The 16,904-nt window shown below is 70.9% G+C and carries 13 protein-coding genes; 5 read left to right on the top strand and 8 right to left on the bottom strand.

Annotated elements, in window-relative coordinates; genetic code table 11:
• Positions 1 to 8: 8 nt before the first annotated feature.
• The 4 genes from HQQ88_RS09965 to HQQ88_RS09950 form a co-directional block, all read right to left on the bottom strand.
• On the bottom strand, positions 9 to 1,373 hold the full coding sequence (locus HQQ88_RS09965) for a cystathionine beta-synthase (RefSeq protein WP_173169338.1): 1,365 nt from the start codon (positions 1,371 to 1,373) through the stop codon (positions 9 to 11).
• A 10-nt stretch (positions 1,374 to 1,383) separates the two neighbouring features.
• On the bottom strand, positions 1,384 to 2,817 hold the full coding sequence (locus HQQ88_RS09960; protein ID WP_173169337.1) for a mechanosensitive ion channel domain-containing protein: 1,434 nt from the start codon (positions 2,815 to 2,817) through the stop codon (positions 1,384 to 1,386).
• Positions 2,814 to 5,054, bottom strand: coding sequence for an adenylate/guanylate cyclase domain-containing protein (locus tag HQQ88_RS09955; protein WP_173169336.1), 2,241 nt, complete (start codon positions 5,052 to 5,054; stop codon positions 2,814 to 2,816). Before HQQ88_RS09955 ends, HQQ88_RS09960 begins: the two co-directional genes overlap by 4 nt.
• A 337-nt stretch (positions 5,055 to 5,391) precedes the next feature.
• Positions 5,392 to 7,284: an ABC transporter ATP-binding protein gene (locus tag HQQ88_RS09950; RefSeq protein ID WP_243692437.1), complete on the bottom strand. Its 1,893-nt coding sequence runs from the start codon at positions 7,282 to 7,284 to the stop codon at positions 5,392 to 5,394.
• A gap of 141 nt (positions 7,285 to 7,425) precedes the next feature.
• Between HQQ88_RS09950 and HQQ88_RS09945 the strand changes: the two genes are divergently transcribed.
• Positions 7,426 to 8,850: an amino acid permease gene (locus HQQ88_RS09945; RefSeq protein WP_173169335.1), complete on the top strand. Its 1,425-nt coding sequence runs from the start codon at positions 7,426 to 7,428 to the stop codon at positions 8,848 to 8,850.
• Between the two features lie 186 nt (positions 8,851 to 9,036).
• On the top strand, positions 9,037 to 9,963 hold the full coding sequence (locus HQQ88_RS09940) for a hypothetical protein (protein WP_173169334.1): 927 nt from the start codon (positions 9,037 to 9,039) through the stop codon (positions 9,961 to 9,963).
• 135 nt (positions 9,964 to 10,098) lie between these two features.
• Here HQQ88_RS09940 and rplL read toward each other — a convergent pair whose 3' ends face one another.
• From rplL to HQQ88_RS09920, 4 genes are all read right to left on the bottom strand, one after another.
• Complete coding sequence (gene rplL / locus HQQ88_RS09935) at positions 10,099 to 10,479, bottom strand: 50S ribosomal protein L7/L12 (RefSeq protein WP_017888664.1); 381 nt, start codon at positions 10,477 to 10,479, stop codon at positions 10,099 to 10,101.
• Positions 10,480 to 10,530: 51 nt separating this feature from the next.
• A complete protein-coding gene (rplJ, locus tag HQQ88_RS09930; protein ID WP_123292121.1) occupies positions 10,531 to 11,046 on the bottom strand; it encodes a 50S ribosomal protein L10 in 516 nt (171 codons plus the stop codon).
• Between the two features lie 280 nt (positions 11,047 to 11,326).
• The gene (locus tag HQQ88_RS09925) at positions 11,327 to 12,847 is read right to left on the bottom strand and encodes a HAMP domain-containing sensor histidine kinase (RefSeq protein WP_173169333.1); all 1,521 of its coding nucleotides are present in this window, start codon (positions 12,845 to 12,847) and stop codon (positions 11,327 to 11,329) included.
• On the bottom strand, positions 12,844 to 13,578 hold the full coding sequence (locus HQQ88_RS09920) for a response regulator transcription factor (protein ID WP_197068690.1): 735 nt from the start codon (positions 13,576 to 13,578) through the stop codon (positions 12,844 to 12,846). Before HQQ88_RS09920 ends, HQQ88_RS09925 begins: the two co-directional genes overlap by 4 nt.
• A gap of 110 nt (positions 13,579 to 13,688) precedes the next feature.
• Here HQQ88_RS09920 and HQQ88_RS09915 point away from each other — a divergent pair, with 110 nt between their 5' ends.
• Genes HQQ88_RS09915 through HQQ88_RS09905 form a run of 3 tightly spaced genes read left to right on the top strand, consistent with a single transcriptional unit; the run spans position 13,689 to position 16,785 of the window.
• Positions 13,689 to 14,726 carry an acyl-CoA/acyl-ACP dehydrogenase gene (locus tag HQQ88_RS09915; protein ID WP_173169332.1) on the top strand — a complete coding sequence of 346 codons (1,038 nt, stop codon included), beginning with the start codon at positions 13,689 to 13,691 and terminating at the stop codon, positions 14,724 to 14,726.
• Positions 14,723 to 16,078 (top strand): PIG-L family deacetylase, encoded by a 1,356-nt coding sequence (locus tag HQQ88_RS09910; RefSeq protein WP_367917006.1) that lies wholly within the window; start codon positions 14,723 to 14,725, stop codon positions 16,076 to 16,078. Before HQQ88_RS09915 ends, HQQ88_RS09910 begins: the two co-directional genes overlap by 4 nt.
• Positions 16,075 to 16,785 (top strand): glycosyltransferase, encoded by a 711-nt coding sequence (locus HQQ88_RS09905; protein ID WP_165918794.1) that lies wholly within the window; start codon positions 16,075 to 16,077, stop codon positions 16,783 to 16,785. The genes HQQ88_RS09910 and HQQ88_RS09905 overlap by 4 nt, the downstream gene beginning before the upstream one ends.
• The last annotated feature ends 119 nt before the right edge of the window (positions 16,786 to 16,904 follow it).

The following is a 16,904-nucleotide window of genomic DNA, read 5'->3' as shown; positions in this document are numbered from 1 at the left end:
TGCGTTCCTTACTCGGAGAGGTAGGTCAGGAGGTCGTGGCGGGTCAGGACCGTGACCGGCTTGCCGTCCTCGACGACGAGCAGGGCGTCCACCGTCTCGAGGGCTCGACGCGCTGCGGACACGGACTCGCCCACGCCGATCAACGGGAGCGGTTCGCCCACGAAACCGGTCAGGGCGTCCGTCATCTTCGCGGCACCGGTGAAGACCTGTTCGAGCAGGTCCTTCTCGGCGACGGCCCCGATGACCTCGCCGATGACGACCGGCGGTTCGGCGCTGAGCACGGGCATCTGGGACACCCCGTACTTGGTCATGATGTCGACGACCTCGCGCACGGTGTCCGCCGGGTGCGCGTGCACCAGGTCGGGCAGACGGCCGTCCTTGCCGGCGATGAGCGACCCGACGGTGCGCGCCTCGTCGGTCTCGGCGAAGCCGTACGAGCGCATCCACCGGTCGTTGAAGATCTTGCCGAGGTAGCCGCGACCGCCGTCGGGCAGCAGCACCACGACGACGTCGTCCTCGGTCAGGTCGCGGGCGGCCCGCAGCGCTGCGACGACCGCCATCCCGCTGGACCCGCCCACGAGCAGGCCCTCTTCCCGCGCCAGGCGGCGGGTCATCGCGAACGAGTCGGCGTCCGACACCGCGATGATCTCGTCCGGCACCTCGGGGTCGTACGCGGTCGGCCAGAAGTCCTCGCCCACACCCTCGACCAGGTACGGCCGGCCGGTGCCGCCGGAGTAGACCGAGCCCTCGGGGTCGGCCCCCACGATGCGGACACGGCCGCCGGATGCCTCTTTCAGGAAGCGCCCGGTGCCCGAGATGGTGCCGCCCGTCCCGACGCCCGCGACGAAGTGGGTGATCTGCTGCTCGGTGTCGCGCCAGATCTCCGGACCGGTGGTCTCGTAGTGGCTGCGCGGCCCGTTCGGGTTGGCGTACTGGTTCGGCTTGTAGGCGCCGGGGATCTCGCGGACGAGCCGGTCGGACACCGAGTAGTACGACTCCGGGTGTTCCGGCGGCACCGCGGTCGGCGTGACGACGATCTCGGCGCCGTACGCGGTCAGGACGTTGCGCTTGTCCTCGCCGACCTTGTCCGGCAGCACGAACACGCACCGGTAGCCGCGCTGCTGGGCGACGAGGGCCAACCCCACGCCGGTGTTGCCCGAGGTGGGTTCGACGATCGTCCCGCCGGGTCGCAGGTCACCGGAGGCCTCGGCCGCGTCGATGATCCGCGTGGCGATGCGGTCCTTCGACGACCCACCGGGGTTGAGGTACTCGACCTTCACCAGGACGGTCGCGCGCACCCCCTCGGCGACGCGGTTGAGCTTGACGAGCGGGGTGTCGCCGACGAGGTCGACCACGGAGTTCGCGTAACGCACGGGCCCGAGTCTAGGACGCCGTCACCGCGTTCTGCTGGGATGCGACGTGCGCGGACACCGCTGCGGACACCTCGGCGCGTCGACGGTCGATCACGTCGCCCATGTCGCGCGCCAGCGCCGGGGTGGACCGGACGATCTGGTCGAGCGCCGTGGCGGGGATGACCAGCACCGAGACCTCGGTGAGCGCCGTGGCGGTCGTGAGCAGCGCCTCCCGGGTCAACGCCGTCTGTCCGACGTAGTCGCCGGCCTCGACGCGGGTCGCCGGCAACTCGGCGTCCTCGAACGGGACCCGGAGGTCCACGCTGCCGGACAGGACGAACCGGACCGCGTCCGGCACGGTCCCCACCCGGTGGATGACCTCGCCGGCGGCGTAACGCTCCAGGCGCACCACCGGGGCGAGTGCGACGCTGTCGTCCCCGCTCAGGTACAGCGTCGCGGCGATGGCCGCGAGCGCCTCGTCGCGGCGGGCGTCCGTCACGAAGTCGTCGGTGGTGTCGCCGTCGAGCCCGAGTCCGGCGCGACGAGCGGCGTACCAGAGCCACATCCGGAACTGGGCGAGCGCGTCGGCTTCCTGGGACGGGCCGCGCACCTGGAACGACACCGTGTACGCCGCACCGCCCGCAGGCACCGCCGTCGGTCGCGTCCCGGTGTACAGCTGCGGGAGACCGCTGGCGACCCGCTCGAGCAGGGCGACCACGGCGGCGGGTGGATCGTCCGTCGTGAACGTGACGTCGGTCGACACCGGGAACGTGCCACCGGTGCGGCTGAGGTTCGTGAACGACGCCCCGGCCAACGATCCGATCGGGGTGATCAGGATGCCCTCGCCGGTGTCGACGTGCACCGATCGCCAGTTGACCTCGACCACCCGGCCGCGCGTGCCGCCGATGTCGAGCCAGTCGCCGAGGCGGAACGGCTGTTCGAACAGCAGGAACAGGCCGGCGACGATGGGCCCGACGGCGGTCTGCAACGCGAGGGCGATCACGAACGACCCGACCCCGAGCGCCGTGAAGATGCCGCCGATGTCGGTCCCCCACACGATGCGGAACACCACCGCGAGGCCGATCGCCACCAGGATGACGCGGGCGATGTCGACGAAGATCGACGGGATCTTCTCGCGCCACGTCCCCTTCCTAGCGTTCGTGAACATCAGGATGTTCAGCCCGTTCAGCACGAAGACGATCAGCAGGAAGCCGAGCACGGTCGCGATGACCTGGCTGACCACCGGCCGACCCGGGTCGACCGCGTCGGTCACCTGCACCGACAGGACCAGGATCGCGATGACCGGGACGACGGCGTTGCGCAGCAGCGCGACGACCTTCGACATCGGGTTGTGCCGACGCTCGAGGCTCGACTGCACCTCGGTCAGCAGGAGCAGCAGGAGCGGCAACCCGACGATCACGCTGATCGACGGCCAGAACCACGCCTGCTCCCAGAAGGCGATCACGACGCCACCCGCTCGAGCTTCCAGACCTTCTGCGGTCCGGTCTGGGTCTGCACCGTCGCGACGTCCTGCACGCCACTGCGGTCACCGAGCTTGTCGATCACCCGCTGCGTCGCGTACACCCCGGGCGCGGGCGCGATGCCCTGGACCCGGTACGCCAGGCTGACGGCATCGCCCCACATGTCGTAGACGATGCTGGAACGACCGACCAGACCGCTCGTCACCTGGCCGGTGTCGATGCCCGCGCGCAGCCCGACCTTCGAACCGTGCTGGGCGTTGAACCGCTCGAGCGCACCCTGTGCTTCCTCCGCCCAGTCGACCACCCGCCGGACGTTGTCGACGCGGGGCACGCTCAGACCGCAGCTGGCCAGGTAGCCGCTGCGCGTCGTGCGCACCCGCTCGATCCCGTGCCGACCAGCGGCTTCGTCGAGGGACCGCCACAGGTCGTTGAGCAGCGACAGGGACTCCTCCGCCGTCAGGCCGGCGGCGAAGTCGTCGTACCCGATGATGTCCGCGTAGACCACCGCGACGTCCTGGTGGTCCGAGGCGATGGTCTCGTCGCCCTGCTTGTACCGCCGGGCGACCTCCTCCGGCATGAGCGTCAGGAGCAGGGTGTCGTTCTGCCGCCGCTGCTCGTCGAGCAGGTCCTGCTTCACCTGCAGGCTCCGGCTCATGTCGTTGAAGGCGAGCCCGAGGTCACCGATCTCGTCACCGGCCTTCGTCTTCACCTCGACGCCGAGATCGCCGCTGCTGACCCGGTTCACCGCGGTCTGCAGTCGGCGGATGGGGCGGACGAAGACCTGCGCCAGCAGCAGCGACAGCAGGCTCACCAGGACGATGATGGCGACCAGGGACAACCCGATGTTCCGGGCGAAGTCGTTCACCGGTGCGAAGGCCTCAGCGGTGTCCATCTGCGCTACGACCACCCAGCGCAGGCCGTCCACCTCGAGCGGCGCGTACGCGGACAACACCTCCTTGCCCCGGTAGTCGTTCGAGATCACCGTGCCCGACTTGCCCTGCAGTGCCCGGCTGACCGGGGTGGTGTTGACCTCCTGCAGGAGCACCGACCCCTTCACGGCGATCTGTCGCGCGGCCGTGCCGGGTGCGGTCCCCGCGGCGATCACGTCGCGCTGGTACTGCTTCGGGTGCTCGAGCAGCTGGCGCGGGTAGGACCGCATCAGGTGGTCCGCCCCCACCAGGTACGACTCCCCCGTGTCGCCGAGCCCGTCGTCGGCCCAGTCCTGGTTGCCCGTCATGACCTGGTTGATGAGGTCCACGGGCACCTGCACGGCCATCACGCCGATGATCTTGCCGTCGTCGGCCACCGGGGACATCACCCACAGCGTCGGGACGTTCAGGCTCGGTGCGTACCGGGCGAAGTCGGTCACCACGAAGTCGTCCGCACTGGTCAGCTGCAGCGCCTCCTCGTACCCGCTCGCCAGGTTCGAGTCGCGGTACGGGCCGTCCTGCAGGTTGGAACCGAGGTCCGCCCCGGAGTAGGTCGAGTACGTCACGTCGCCGTCGGTGTCCATGAGGAGCAGGTCCTCGTAACCGGCGGACTCGACCGCCTGGCGGAAGTACGGCTGGTACTCGGCGTGCGCCTCGGACCACTTGCTGCCGTCACCGGCGTCGTCGAGTTGCGCGGCCTGGTCGTAGTCGTCGAAGGGCGCCGTGTACCGGGCTTGCAGGTACGCCTGCGGATCGGTCGTCGGCGCGAACTGGTCCGGGTTCGCCGAGCCGCCACTCCGCGCGTCGAGCTGCGGGACGAAGGTGTCCGCGTACCAGGCGTCGATCTTCGTGTGGTCGGCGTCGGACACCGGACGGTCGCGCAGGTCGTCCCACCCGGCCGAGAACGCCTTGGTCGCGCCGATCACGCTCTCGTTGCGGGTCTGCGCGACGACCGTCTGCGTGCACTGGTCGAACGACCGCTTCAGCTCGGTGATCCGCGCCTCGCGCAGCGACGTCACCTGGTTGAGCGCCGCGTTCTCGAGCGAGGCACGACCGTTCAGGTACCCGACGACGCCGACCACCAGCGCCGCGATGATGCTCACGGCGAGCAGCATCACCAGGAGCTTCGACTGGATGTCGAGTGAGCCGCTCGTCAGGAACGCCCGGAGCTTGCCCTTCCTGCGCGGTGCGTCCTCGACGACGCGAGGACCGCCCGTCTGCGCGTCCGTCGCCGGGGGGATCGGGTCGGGACCGGGGCTGCTGGTGTCGGACGTCGGTGGGACTGCAGTCACTTCGAACTCCGCTCAGGAGGGCAGGGTGCACGCGTGCGCGTCAACCACAGGTACCACGCGAGCAACACTCGTGTCAGGTATCCGACGTTCGTTGCGGCTTCGTGACCTCGGTGGTCGCGTTCGCGACACCTGTCGCGGTGCGGGCTCGAGACGGCGGGGTGGAGACGGCGGGGTGGAGACGGCGGGCTGGAGACGCGGGCGGTCGGACGGGAGGCGCGCTGCGGGCCGGTCACGGGCCTCCCGTCCGCCGTCGGGTCACCTGTCCGTTCCGCGCACGCGCCGCGCACGCTGGCACCGGTCGGTCTGTGCGCGCCGGCGCCGGCGCCGGCCGGCCGGCTCAGCGCTCGACGGTGTCTGCCGGGGTGTTCTGCTGCCGGTGCAGGAGCGCGTAGGTGCCTTCGAGCGCGAGGAGTTCGTCGTGCGTGCCCTGCTCGACGATCCGCCCGTGGTCGAGCACGAAGATGACGTCGGCGTCCCGGATCGTCGACAGCCGGTGCGCGATCGAGATGGTGGTGCGCCCCGCGGCGGCGGTGTCGAGCGCGGTCTGCACCACGCGCTCCGAGATCGAGTCGAGCGCGCTCGTGGCCTCGTCGAGCACGAGCACGGGAGGGTCCTTCAGGAGCACCCGCGCGATCGCGATCCGCTGCTTCTCGCCGCCGGACAGCCGGTACCCGCGCTCCCCCACGACGGTGTCGTAGCCGTCCGGGAACGAGGCGATCGTGTCGTGGATGTTCGCCGCCCGCGCCGCCCGTTCGACCTCGTCGTCGGTGGCGTCCGGCTTGGCGTAGCGCAGGTTGTCGCCGATCGTCGCGTGGAACAGGTACGTCTCCTGGCTGACGATCCCCACGTGGCGCATGAGGTCCTCGTGCACGAGGTCGCGGACGTCCTGTCCGGCGAACCGCACGGAACCCTCGGTCGCCTCGTACAACCGTGGCACCAGGTACGACACGGTGGTCTTGCCCGCGCCCGATGGACCGACGAAGGCGGCGAACTGCCCGGGTCGGAGGTCGAACGAGACCCCGCGGAGCGTCGGCTTGTCGGCCTCGCCGTCCGGGTACGTGAACGTCACGTCGTCGAACGCGACGTGACCGACCATGGTGTCGTCGACGGGCTTCGCCGTGGGCGAGTCGGTGATCGCGGGCTTCAGGTCGAAGTACTCGAAGATCCGGGCGAACAGCGCTCCGGAGGTCTGCAGGTCGAGCACCACCCGGAGCAGTCCGACCGTCGGGAACAGCAAGCGCGACTGCACCGTCGTGAACGCGACGATGGTGCCGGCGGTGATCGGGACGTCGCCGATGATCAGCCAGGCCGCGACGAGGTAGATGATCGCCGGGATGATCGACAGGAAGATCTGCACGATCGCGAAGAACCACTGCCCGGACATCTGCTGGCGGACCTGCAACTGGATCTGGTTGCGGTTCTCGTCCCCGTAGCGGCGGGTCTCACTGCGCTGCTGGTTGAAGCTCTTGGCCAGCAGGATGCCGGAGACGCTCAGTGCCTCTTGCGTGATCGCCGTCATGTCGGACAGCGACTCCTGCGTCTGCCCGGCGATGCGGGCACGGACCTGCCCGACCCGACGCTGCGCGATGACGAGCAACGGGAGCAGCACGACCGCGACCAGGGTCATCTGCCAGCTCAGCAGCAGCATGGCGACGATGGCGGCGATGACCGTGACGGTGTTGCCGAGCACCGACGAGATCGTGTTGTTCAGCACGCTCGCGACGCCGCCGACGTCGTTCTGCAGGCGGGACTGGATGACCCCGGTCTTCGTGCGGGTGAAGAACGCGAGTTCCATGCGCTGCAGGTGCCCGAACAGGCGCATCCGCATGGCGCCCATGACCTTGTTGCCGACCGTCGCCGTCAGGTAGGTCTGCCAGACGCCCACCCCGGCGCTCGCGATCCAGAGGAACACCATCGCCGACACGAGCTCGACCAGCACCGGGACGTCGGGGCTGCCGGAGGGTGGGAACAGGCCCCGGTCGAACGCCTGCTGCGTCAACAGCGGCGGGATCACCGAGATCGCCGCGCCGATCAGCACGAGGACGACCGTCAGGATGATCGACCGCCGGTGCGGGACGAACAGCCCGGCGATCCGCTTCACCAGGTGCGGGATCTTCGGCGCTTCGGCGTTGGCGGCCTTCTGCGCACGGAAGTCACCGCTGGAGATCCGGCCGCCGCCGCGCGGACCACCGCCACCGCCGCCCCCGCGCATCCCGCCGCCCATGCTCATGCAGCAACCGTATCCCCGCGGTCGGACATCGGCGCGCGCTCGACGACCGCCGTTCCGCGGTGCAGTCCGACGGCCGTATTTGACCCCGTTCAGGGGGCGTGCGAGCATGTGCCGTCCCCGCCCCCGCACCACCGAGGTCCCATGACGTCCGCGCCGTCCCGTCCCACGTCCCTCCGCCAGCAGCTCGCCCGCCGCAAGCCGATCGAGCAACTGCAGTCCGAGGCGGCCGTCGGCGTCAACGGCGAACCGCTCCGCCGGTCGCTCGGTGTCTGGCACCTGACGATGATCAGCGTCGGCGCGACCCTCGGGACCGGCATCCTCGTGGTGCTCGGCACGGCCGTGCCGCTCGCGGGTCCTGCCGTGTGGATCTCCTTCGTCGTCGCGGGGATCGCGGCCCTGCTCTCGGCACTGTCCTACGCCGAGATGGCCGGAGCCGTCCCGACTTCGGGGTCGAGCTACTCGTACACCTACGCCACCATGGGCGAGGGCATCGCGTGGGTCTGCGGATGGTGCCTCGTCCTCGAGTACGCCGTCTCGGTGGCCGCGGTCGCGGTCGGCGCGAGCGAGTACGTGGACGAGACCCTGCGCGTGTTCGGGTTGCACCTGCCGACAGCACTGTCCGCGCCTCCGGGCGACGGCGGCGTCGTGAACCTGCCGGCGGCCGTCCTGGTCCTGCTCGCCACCGTCGTCCTGATCCCCGGTGCCCGCGAGAGCGCCTGGGTGAACACCGTCATGGTCGTCGTGAAGATCGCACTGCTCGTGTTCTTCGTGGTCGTCGCATTCGCGGCCTTCCAGGCGCAGAACTTCGAGCCGCTCGCGCCGATGGGTGCCGCTGGAGTGACCGCCGCGGCGTCCAGGCTCTTCTTCTCGTACATCGGTTTCGACGCCGCCTCCACCGCCGGCGAAGAGGCGAAGAACCCGCGCCGCGACCTCCCCCGGGCGATCATCGGTTCGATCGCGCTCATCACGGCGCTCTACATCCTCGTCGCCATCGCCGCGATCGGTGCCCGTTCGTGGACGGACTTCTCGTCGTCCGAGGCCTCGCTCGTCCGCATCGTGGTCGACGTCACGGGTCAGCCGCTCGTCGCGCTGGTGTTCTCGATCGGCGCGGTGATCGCGATCGCGAGCGTGGTGCTGACCGTGCTCTACGGCCAGACGCGGATCCTGCTCACCATGGCCCGCGACGGCCTCGTCCCGAAGGTCTTCGGTCGGGTCTCCCGGCGCACCGGCACCCCCATCGCGAACACGTTGATCATCGGCATCGCGGTCACGATCGTCGCCGCCCTGGTCCCCCTGGGCGAGCTCGCCGACGCCACCAGCATCGGCACCCTCGTCGCGTTCGCGCTCGTCAACGTGTCGGTCATCGTGCTCCGTCGCTCGCAGCCCGACCTCGAGCGCTCGTACCGCGTGCCGCTGTTCCCCGTCGTGCCGATCCTCGGCGCCCTGAGCTGCGTGCTCCTGGCGGTGTTCCTCGGCGCAACGACGTGGATCGCCTTCGGCATCTGGATGGTCGTCGGCGCCGTGCTCTACCTGGCCTGGGGCCGCCGTCACAGCACCTTGCGCTGACCCGCGCCGCCCTCCGGCGACTTCGCGGGCCCAGCGACAGTTCACGCGTCCCACTGCCCGTGAGACGTCGCTGAGCCCGCGAACTCGATGCTGGCTCATTCCTCCACAGGGACGGCGCCGGGGCTCCAGGTCCACAGGTGTCCGACGGGCAGACACGGCACGGACCGCCTCGACGATCATCACGGCATGAACGAGAGCACCCACCGGCCACGCCTGCTCCGGGCGACAGCACTGGATCCGGCGAACGCAAGACTCCTGCAACGCAAGCATGCGTCGGGCACACTCGTCCGCCTGCTCGCTGGCGTGTACATCCCAGCGGACGAATGGGAGGCCCTCAGCCCTGTCGGCCAGCACCTCGCCCGCGCACGGGCGATCGCTCCACGGCTCCGAGTCGGGTCGGTGTTCTCGCACGTCACCGCCGCATTGATGCACGGGTGGCCGCTGGTCGGGACCGCTCCAGATCGCGTCCACGTCATCGACCCGGCGGTCCCGTCAATCCAGCACCGAGCAGGTCTCGTCCGGCACCCCTGCCCAGGGCCGCCCCTGAACGACTCGGTCGCCTTCGACGGTGTGCCGGTCACCGCCGCACTCGACACCGCGCTCGCGCTCATCACCTCGAGTGCACCCCACACCGCAGCGGTCGCCGTCGATGCGGCAGTCCGGCAGGGAGCGATCGCTCGCGACGACCTCCGCCGGTCCGTCCCCATCCGTCCAGCGCGCGGATCCGTGCGTGCGGAGACCGTGCTCGCTGCGTTGGACGCTCGACACGAGTCGGTCGGCGAGTCGTTCGCCGCGATCCGGTTCGTCCAGCTCGGACTCCCGCCGTGCGAGCCACAGGCCGAGTTCCGACACCGAGACGGCACCGTCGACCGCGTCGACTTCTGGTTCCCGACGTTGGGCGTGATCGTCGAGTTCGACGGGCGACAGAAGTACGTCGACCCGTCCATGCTGCGGGGGCGCGATCCTGCGGACGTGCTCTGGGCTGAGAAACGACGTGAAGACCGGCTCCGTGCGCTCCCCATCGTCCGCGCCGTCATCCGCGTCACGTGGTGGCACCTGGTCGAGCCCGATCGCCTCCGCGCGCTCTTCCGCTCGCACGGCATCTCTTTCTGAGCAGTGCGACCTCACGCGCTGTGCGACACCTCACGCCACCGGCGACCCGCGAACTGTCGCTCAGCGCGAAAGGTCGCGCACGACGAAGGCCGCCACCCCGAGGGGCAGCGGCCTTCGTGAACCGAACGGTCGAGACTACGCGAGCTCGATCGTGGCGCCAGCGGCCTCGAGGGTCGCCTTCGCCTTGTCGGCGGTCTCCTTGTTCGCACCCTCGAGGATCTTGGCGTCGGCGGTCTCGACGAGCGCCTTTGCCTCACCGAGGCCGAGCGACGTCAGGCCACGGACCTCCTTGATGACCTGGATCTTCTTGTCACCAGCGGACTTGAGGATGACGTCGAACTCGGTCTTCTCCTCAGCGGCCTCGGCCGGGGCAGCGGCGGCCGGAGCGGCAGCAGCGGCCGGGGCAGCAGCGGTGACCTCGAAGACCTCTTCGAACTTCTTCACGAAGTCCGAGAGCTCGATGAGCGTGAGCTCCTTGAAGGCCTCGATGAGCTCGTCCTGCGAAAGCTTCGCCATGATTTTCTCCTACTACTCAGTAATACGTGTGGTTGTGGAACGCGAGCCTGATCAGGCCGCGGACTCCTGCTTCTCGCGAAGGGCGTCCACGGTGCGGACGGCCTGCGAGAGGGGGGCCTGGAACAGGTACGCAGCACCGAACAGCGAGGCCTTGAAGGCGCCGGCGAGCTTGCCGAGCAGAACTTCACGGGACTCGAGGTCGGCGAGCTTGTCCACCTCGGTCGCGGTGAGCGGGTTACCGTCGAAGTAACCGCCCTTCACCACGAGCTCGGGGTTCGCCTTGGCGAATGCACGCAGCGACTTCGCGACGGCGACGGTGTCACCGTGGACGAAGGCGAGAGCGGACGGACCGGCGAGTTCCTCGTCGAACGAGGAGATGCCGGCGTTGTTCGCCGCGATCTTGGTCAGCGTGTTCTTCACCACGGCGTACGTGGCGTGCTCACGGATCGAGTTGCGGAGCTCCTTGAGCTGCGCGACCGTGAGACCGCGGTACTCGGTGAGCAGAACGGCGTTCGAGCTACGGAAGGACTCCGTGAGCTCGGCGACCGCAGCTTCCTTGTTCGCCATGGTTCTCCTTGGGGTTTCTTGCCGGTAGCCCCAGGTCCACGAACGAAAAAAGCTCCGGCGCAGAGGCTCGGAGCTGCTCTCACCAGATGGTGGGAGTGGTTCGGAACACCTGCGCGGGATGCCTCACGAGTGAGGACCTTCGGTCACGATGTTCACAACCACGTTGCGAGCAGCACGACATCCGGCGGTCTTTGGCTTCGAGAACAGTAGCAGATGCCGTGGACGAGACCAAACACCGGTCTGAAGGCGCGGTGCGGGCCCGCCCCGCGCCTCCCCAGCGTCAGTGGGTCGCGTCCACCGCGGCGGGCGTCCCCGACCAATCAGGGGACACCGCGGAAGCATCCGCACCAGCGGCCGACGCGGCCGAAGCGGCCGAAGCGGCCGACGGATCCACCGGCAGGTGCACCGTGAACACGGTGTCGCCCGGCACACTCGCCACCTCGACGCTCCCGCCGTGCGCCTGCACGACCGCGTCCACGATCGCGAGCCCGAGCCCTGTCGACCCCACGGTGCGCGACCGGGAGCTGTCGGCACGGGCGAACCGCTCGAACAGCTTCGGCAGGAATTCCGGGTCGATGCCCTGCCCGGTGTCCCGCACGGTCAGGTCGACACCGGGGCCCGACGGCGACGGCGCGAGGCCCACGGTGATGCGCGTGCCCTCAGGGGTGTGGGTCCTGGCGTTCGTGACGAGGTTCACGATGACCTGGTGCAGGCGCGCGGCGTCCCCCACGACCACGACGGGCGACGACGGCACGTCGATCTCGATGACGTGCTCCGGCGATGCGGCGTGCGCGTCGTTCACGGCGTCGAGCACGAGCCCGGTCAGGTCGACCTCGTCGAACTGGATCTCGCGCCCCTCGTCGAGGCGGGCGAGGAGCAGCAGGTCCTCGACCATCGACGTCATCCGGATCGACTCGGACTCGATGCGGCTCATGGCGTAGACGACGTCCTTCGGCAGGTCACCGCCCATCCGACGGGTGAGCTCGGCGTACCCGCGCACCGAGGCGAGCGGGGTGCGGAGCTCGTGCGAGGCGTCCGCGACGAACTGCCGGACCTTCTGCTCCGAGCGTTCCCGGGCCTGCATCGCGCTGCCGATGTGCCCGAGCATCCGATTGAAGGCGCTGCCGACCCGGCCCACCTCGGTGCGGGGGTCGGTGTCGGGCACGCGGACGCCGTCCAGGGCGTCACTGCGGTCGAGGGGCATCCGGGCCACGGTCGAGGCGGTCTCGGCGACGCGCTCGAGCGGGCGCAGCGAACGCCGGACCACGACGGCGGCGACGATCGACGCGGCGAGCAGCGCGGTGCCGACGACGATGACGACCACCCAGAACAGCGACCAGACGCTGGCGTAGACCGGGGCCATCGGCAGTCCGACGACCAGGACGGCGGGACCGACGGTGACGGCGGTGAGCCGGTAGCGCCCGATGTCCGAGCCGAGGTCGACGGTCTCCGGGTCGCCGCCCACGCGCACCTGGCCGAGAGCCGAGGCACTCGACTGCGTGATGGAGCTCGGTCGCCCGTAGTCGTCGAGGACGTTCGCGATGACGACCTGCCCGTCCACGAAGTAGGCGGTCAGGGTGCCGGCGGCCTGCCCCGACGGACGGGACAGGTCGATGCTCGGCTGCCCGCTCTGGTTCTGCTCGAGGTAGCGCTGCGCACGGTGGGTGGCGCTGGTGATCTGCTTGTCGATCGCACCCGTCTGGATCGACGAGAGCGCGATGATGCTCGCCGCCCCGATCACCGCGCTGACGGCGACGACGAGGGCGACGATGCTCAGGACGAGCCGGCGCCGGAGGGTCACGAGGTGGGCTTGATGACGTACCCGACGCCGCGCACCGTGTGGATCATCGGGGTTTCGCCGGCGTCGATCTTCTTCCGCAGGTACGAGATGTAGATCTCGACGACCGAGGACTTGCCGCCGAAGTCGTACGACCACACGCGGTCCAGGATCTGCGCCTTCGACAGCACGCGACGGGGGTTGCGCATCAGGAAGCGGAGGAGCTCGAACTCGGTGGCGGTCAGCTCGATCGGCCGGCCGGCACGGTGCACCTCGTACGACTCCTCGTCGAGCACCAGGTCGCCGACCACGATGCGGGAGTCGCCGGCCTCGGAGATCGAGATCTGCGAGCGGCGGATGAGGCCCCGCAGTCGCGCCACGACCTCCTCGAGGGAGAACGGCTTGGTGACGTAGTCGTCGCCGCCGGCGGTGAGCCCGGTCACGCGGTCCTCGACCGAGTCCTTCGCGGTGAGGAACAGCACCGGGGTGTCGTCGTTGTTCTGCCGCAGCCGGCTGAGCACCTGCAGGCCGTCGAGGTCCGGCATCATCACGTCGAGCACCATCGCGTCGGGCTTGAACTCCCGCGCCGTCGTCAGGGCGTCCTGCCCGCCGTTCGCGCTCTTCACGTCCCAGCCCTCGTAGCGGAGCGCCATGGACAACAGGTCGGTGAGGCTGGCTTCGTCGTCGACGACCAGGATGCGCAACGGGGTTCCGTCGGCACGCGTGAGGCGCGGGGCTGCTGCAGGCTGGGAGATGGTCACGTCTTCGAGTATCGAGGAATTCCTATGAGCTGTCTGTGGACCGCCCCTCCGCGCTCTGTGGATCGCTCCGAGGGCACTCGGCCGCTCCTTCGTAGGTTGGGGGGATGCTGCGATCCTCCGCTTGGCCACCGTCCGCCAGGCACGTCGACACCGCGGGGATCGAGGAGACGGCCGGGAGGCCCGGCTCGAGCCCGGCAGACCGTCTGACGGCCGCGCGCACACTCGCCGCCACCACCCCGCTCCTGTCCGCGGGGACCGCCGGCGGCTTCCTCGCCACACTCGCCGCCGTCGCCGCGGGCGACGTCGCGACCGCCCGCACCGTCGAACCCCACCTCGACGCGCTCGGCATCCTGCAGCAGGCCGACGTGCCGGTCCCCGCCGACTCGACCTGGGGCGTCTTCGCCGCCGAGGGCCCGGGACTCCAACTCGAGGCCGCGCTCCAGGACGACGGCACGGCGCTCCTGACCGGCACGAAGCCGTGGTGCTCCCTCGCGTCGACGCTGTCGCACGCGCTGGTGACCGCGCGCGCCGGCGACGACCGTGTCCTCGTCGCCGTGGACCTGCGCCAGGACGGCGTCACCGCGCACGACGAGGCCTGGGTCGCCCGGGGCATGCCCGACGTGCCGAGCGGCCCGGTGGACTTCGACGGCGCCACGGCACGGCTCGTCGGCGCTCCCGGTTGGTACCTGCGGCGACCGGGCTTCGCGTGGGGCGGCATCGGCGTCGCCGCGTGCTGGTGGGGCGGTGCGGTGGGCCTCGGCAGGGTCCTGCGCGCGCTGGCCGCGGCCCACCCGGAGTCCGAACTGCTGCAGGCCGCGCTCGGTGCGACCGTGCTCGACCTCGCTGACGCCGAGGACGCCCTCGCCGACGCCGCCGCCCGGATCGACCGCTCCGAGGAGCCCGACGCTGCGGAGGTCGACTGGCCGCTGCTCGCCCAGACGGTGCGCTCACGGGTGCGCCGAGCGGTGGACGCCGTGCGCGAGCGGGTCGTCGCCACCGTCGGCCCGGCTCCCCTGACCTCGGACCCCGCGGTCGCAGCACGGGTCGCCGACCTCGAGCTCTACGTGCTGCAGGACCACGGGGCCCGCGACCTCGCCCGGATCGGCCGCATCGTGACGGAGCGCGGCGGTGTCGCGTGGTGAGCTTCGACCACCGCGAGCCGGGCACCGACCCCGCGGTGTGGACACCGTTCCTCGACACGAGGTCGGCCACGCCCCTCGACCTGGACGGCATCGGCTCCGTGGTGGTCCTCGCGCCGCACCCCGACGACGAGACCCTCGGTGCCGGCGGGCTCATCGCGACCGCAGCCGATGCGGGACTCCCCACCCACGTCGTGCTCCTCACCCGCGGCGAGCGCTCGCACCCGGACTCCCCCACCACGACGGCGCCGGAGCTGGCGGCCGTGCGCGACGACGAGTTCGTCCGGGCCCTCGCCACGCTGCACCCCGGGGCGACGGCGTCGTCGGTCGGGATCCCTGACGGCGGGACGCGGGAGCACCGGGACAAGGTCACCGACGCCCTGCGGCGAGCGCTCGACGACGCCGCGCGGCCGACGCTCGTGGTGGCGCCGTGGCGCGGGGACGGTCACCGGGACCACCGCATCGCTGGTGAGGTCGCCGAAGCGGTGACCGCCGATGCCACCGGGGTGTCGCTGCTGACGTACCCGATCTGGGCGTGGCACTGGGACGAACCGTCCGCGTCCGCACAGCCGTGGGACCGAGCCCGGGTCCTGCCGTTGGCCGACGCCGTTCGGGAGCGGAAGCGCGCCGCCCTCGACGCCTACGCCTCGCAGATCCGCCCGCTGTCCGGAGCCGCCGGGGACGAGGCGATCATCGACGACCGGCACGCCGCGCACCACCTGCGGTCGGCCGAGTGGTTCTTCGCGCCCGAGCCGACGGCGTCGCGCTCGCGGGAGTCGTTCGACGCGCACTACGAGCGGAAGCCGGAGGGCTGGGACTTCGAGCGCTCCTGGTACGAACGCCGCAAGCGGGCGGTGACGCTCGCCGCGCTCCCCCGCGAGCGGTACCGGTCCGCGCTCGAGCTCGGCTGCGCCACGGGCGTCCTCACCGCAGCGCTCGCCGAACGGGCCGACGCCGTGCTCGGCACCGACATCTCGGCAGCGCCGCTGGACCGGGCTGCCGTCCGTGCGCCGGGGGCCCGGTTCGTGCAGGCCTCGCTGCCCGCCGAGTGGCCGACGGGTCGGTGGGACCTCGTCGTGATGTCCGAGGTGGGCTACTACCTGTCCCCCGCCGACCTCGACGAGACGATCGACCGGGTGCTGGCGTCGCTCGACGACGACGGCGTGCTGGTCGCCTGCCACTGGCGCCACCCCGACGACGAGGCGGTGTCGAGCGGTGACGCGGTGGACGCCCGGCTCGCGGAACGGTGGCCACGACCGGCGCTCGTCCGCCACGTCGAACCGGACTTCGTGCTGAGCGTGCTGCCCGGCCCCGGCGTCGTGTCGGTCGCACGGGCCGAGGGACTCGTCCGGTGACCGCGCCCTCCGGCGTCACGCGGATCGACGTCGTGCTGCCCGCCCACGACGAGGAGGACCGCATCGCCGCCTGCCTCGACGCCCTGCTCGCCGCCCGCGCCCGACTCGCCGAGGAGCACCCCGACGTGGCGGTCTCGGTGACGGTCGTGCTCGACGGCTGCACCGACGACACGGCGACGGTCGTCGAGCGCTTCCCCGTCGACGTCGTCGCGACCGCCCACGTCGGCGTCGGTCGGGCGCGCACCATCGGGGCCACGCACGCGCTCCGGCAGCACCCCGCCGACCCGGCGTCCCGCTGGCTCGCCCACACCGACGCGGACTCGCGGGTGCCGGAGGGCTGGCTGGTCCAGCAGGCCGACGCCCTCCGGTCCGGGGCGCACGTGCTCGTCGGCGCCGTCGTCCCCGACCCGGACGACCTGGACCCGGTCGTGCTCGCCCGGTGGACGCAGGCGCACCCGCCCGGTGCCGCGCTCGGGCACGTGCACGGCGCGAACCTCGGCGTGCTGGCATCGGCGTACCTGGCGCTCGGCGGGTTCGACCCCGTCCCCGAGCACGAGGACGTCCGGCTCGTCGAGCGGGCGCACGCGATGGGGTTCCGCGTCGACGCGACGGTCGACCTGCCGGTGGTGACGAGCGGTCGGTTCGCCGGCCGGACGCCCGGCGGCTACGCGGAGCACCTGCGCCGGGAGTACGGCGACGCGAGCTGAGGGCCCCTTAGACAGCTCATAGGCTGCCGATGGGGCGGCCACTGACCGGCTGCCTACGTTCTCCTCCGTCGGCCCCGCCGTGCGCTCTGCGCGGCCGGTGACCCCAGCCGGCCACCACC

The organism is Curtobacterium sp. VKM Ac-2861, assembly GCF_013204965.1.
GTDB lineage: Bacteria > Actinomycetota > Actinomycetes > Actinomycetales > Microbacteriaceae > Curtobacterium.
Note: the sequence above shows the minus strand (reverse complement) of the source record. Positions and strands in the feature narration are given on the sequence as shown.

Bases quoted from the DNA above. Each gene is read 5' to 3' on its own strand.
- HQQ88_RS09945 (WP_173169335.1), top strand. From the start codon at position 7,426: ATGACGTCCGCGCCGTCCCGTCCCACGTCCCTCCGCCAGCAGCTCGCC.
- HQQ88_RS09915 (WP_173169332.1), top strand. From the start codon at position 13,689: ATGCTGCGATCCTCCGCTTGGCCACCGTCCGCCAGGCACGTCGACACC.
- rplL (WP_017888664.1), bottom strand. From the start codon at position 10,479: ATGGCGAAGCTTTCGCAGGACGAGCTCATCGAGGCCTTCAAGGAGCTC.
- HQQ88_RS09950 (WP_243692437.1), bottom strand. From the start codon at position 7,284: ATGAGCATGGGCGGCGGGATGCGCGGGGGCGGCGGTGGCGGTGGTCCG.
- HQQ88_RS09940 (WP_173169334.1), top strand. From the start codon at position 9,037: ATGAACGAGAGCACCCACCGGCCACGCCTGCTCCGGGCGACAGCACTG.
- rplJ (WP_123292121.1), bottom strand. From the start codon at position 11,046: ATGGCGAACAAGGAAGCTGCGGTCGCCGAGCTCACGGAGTCCTTCCGT.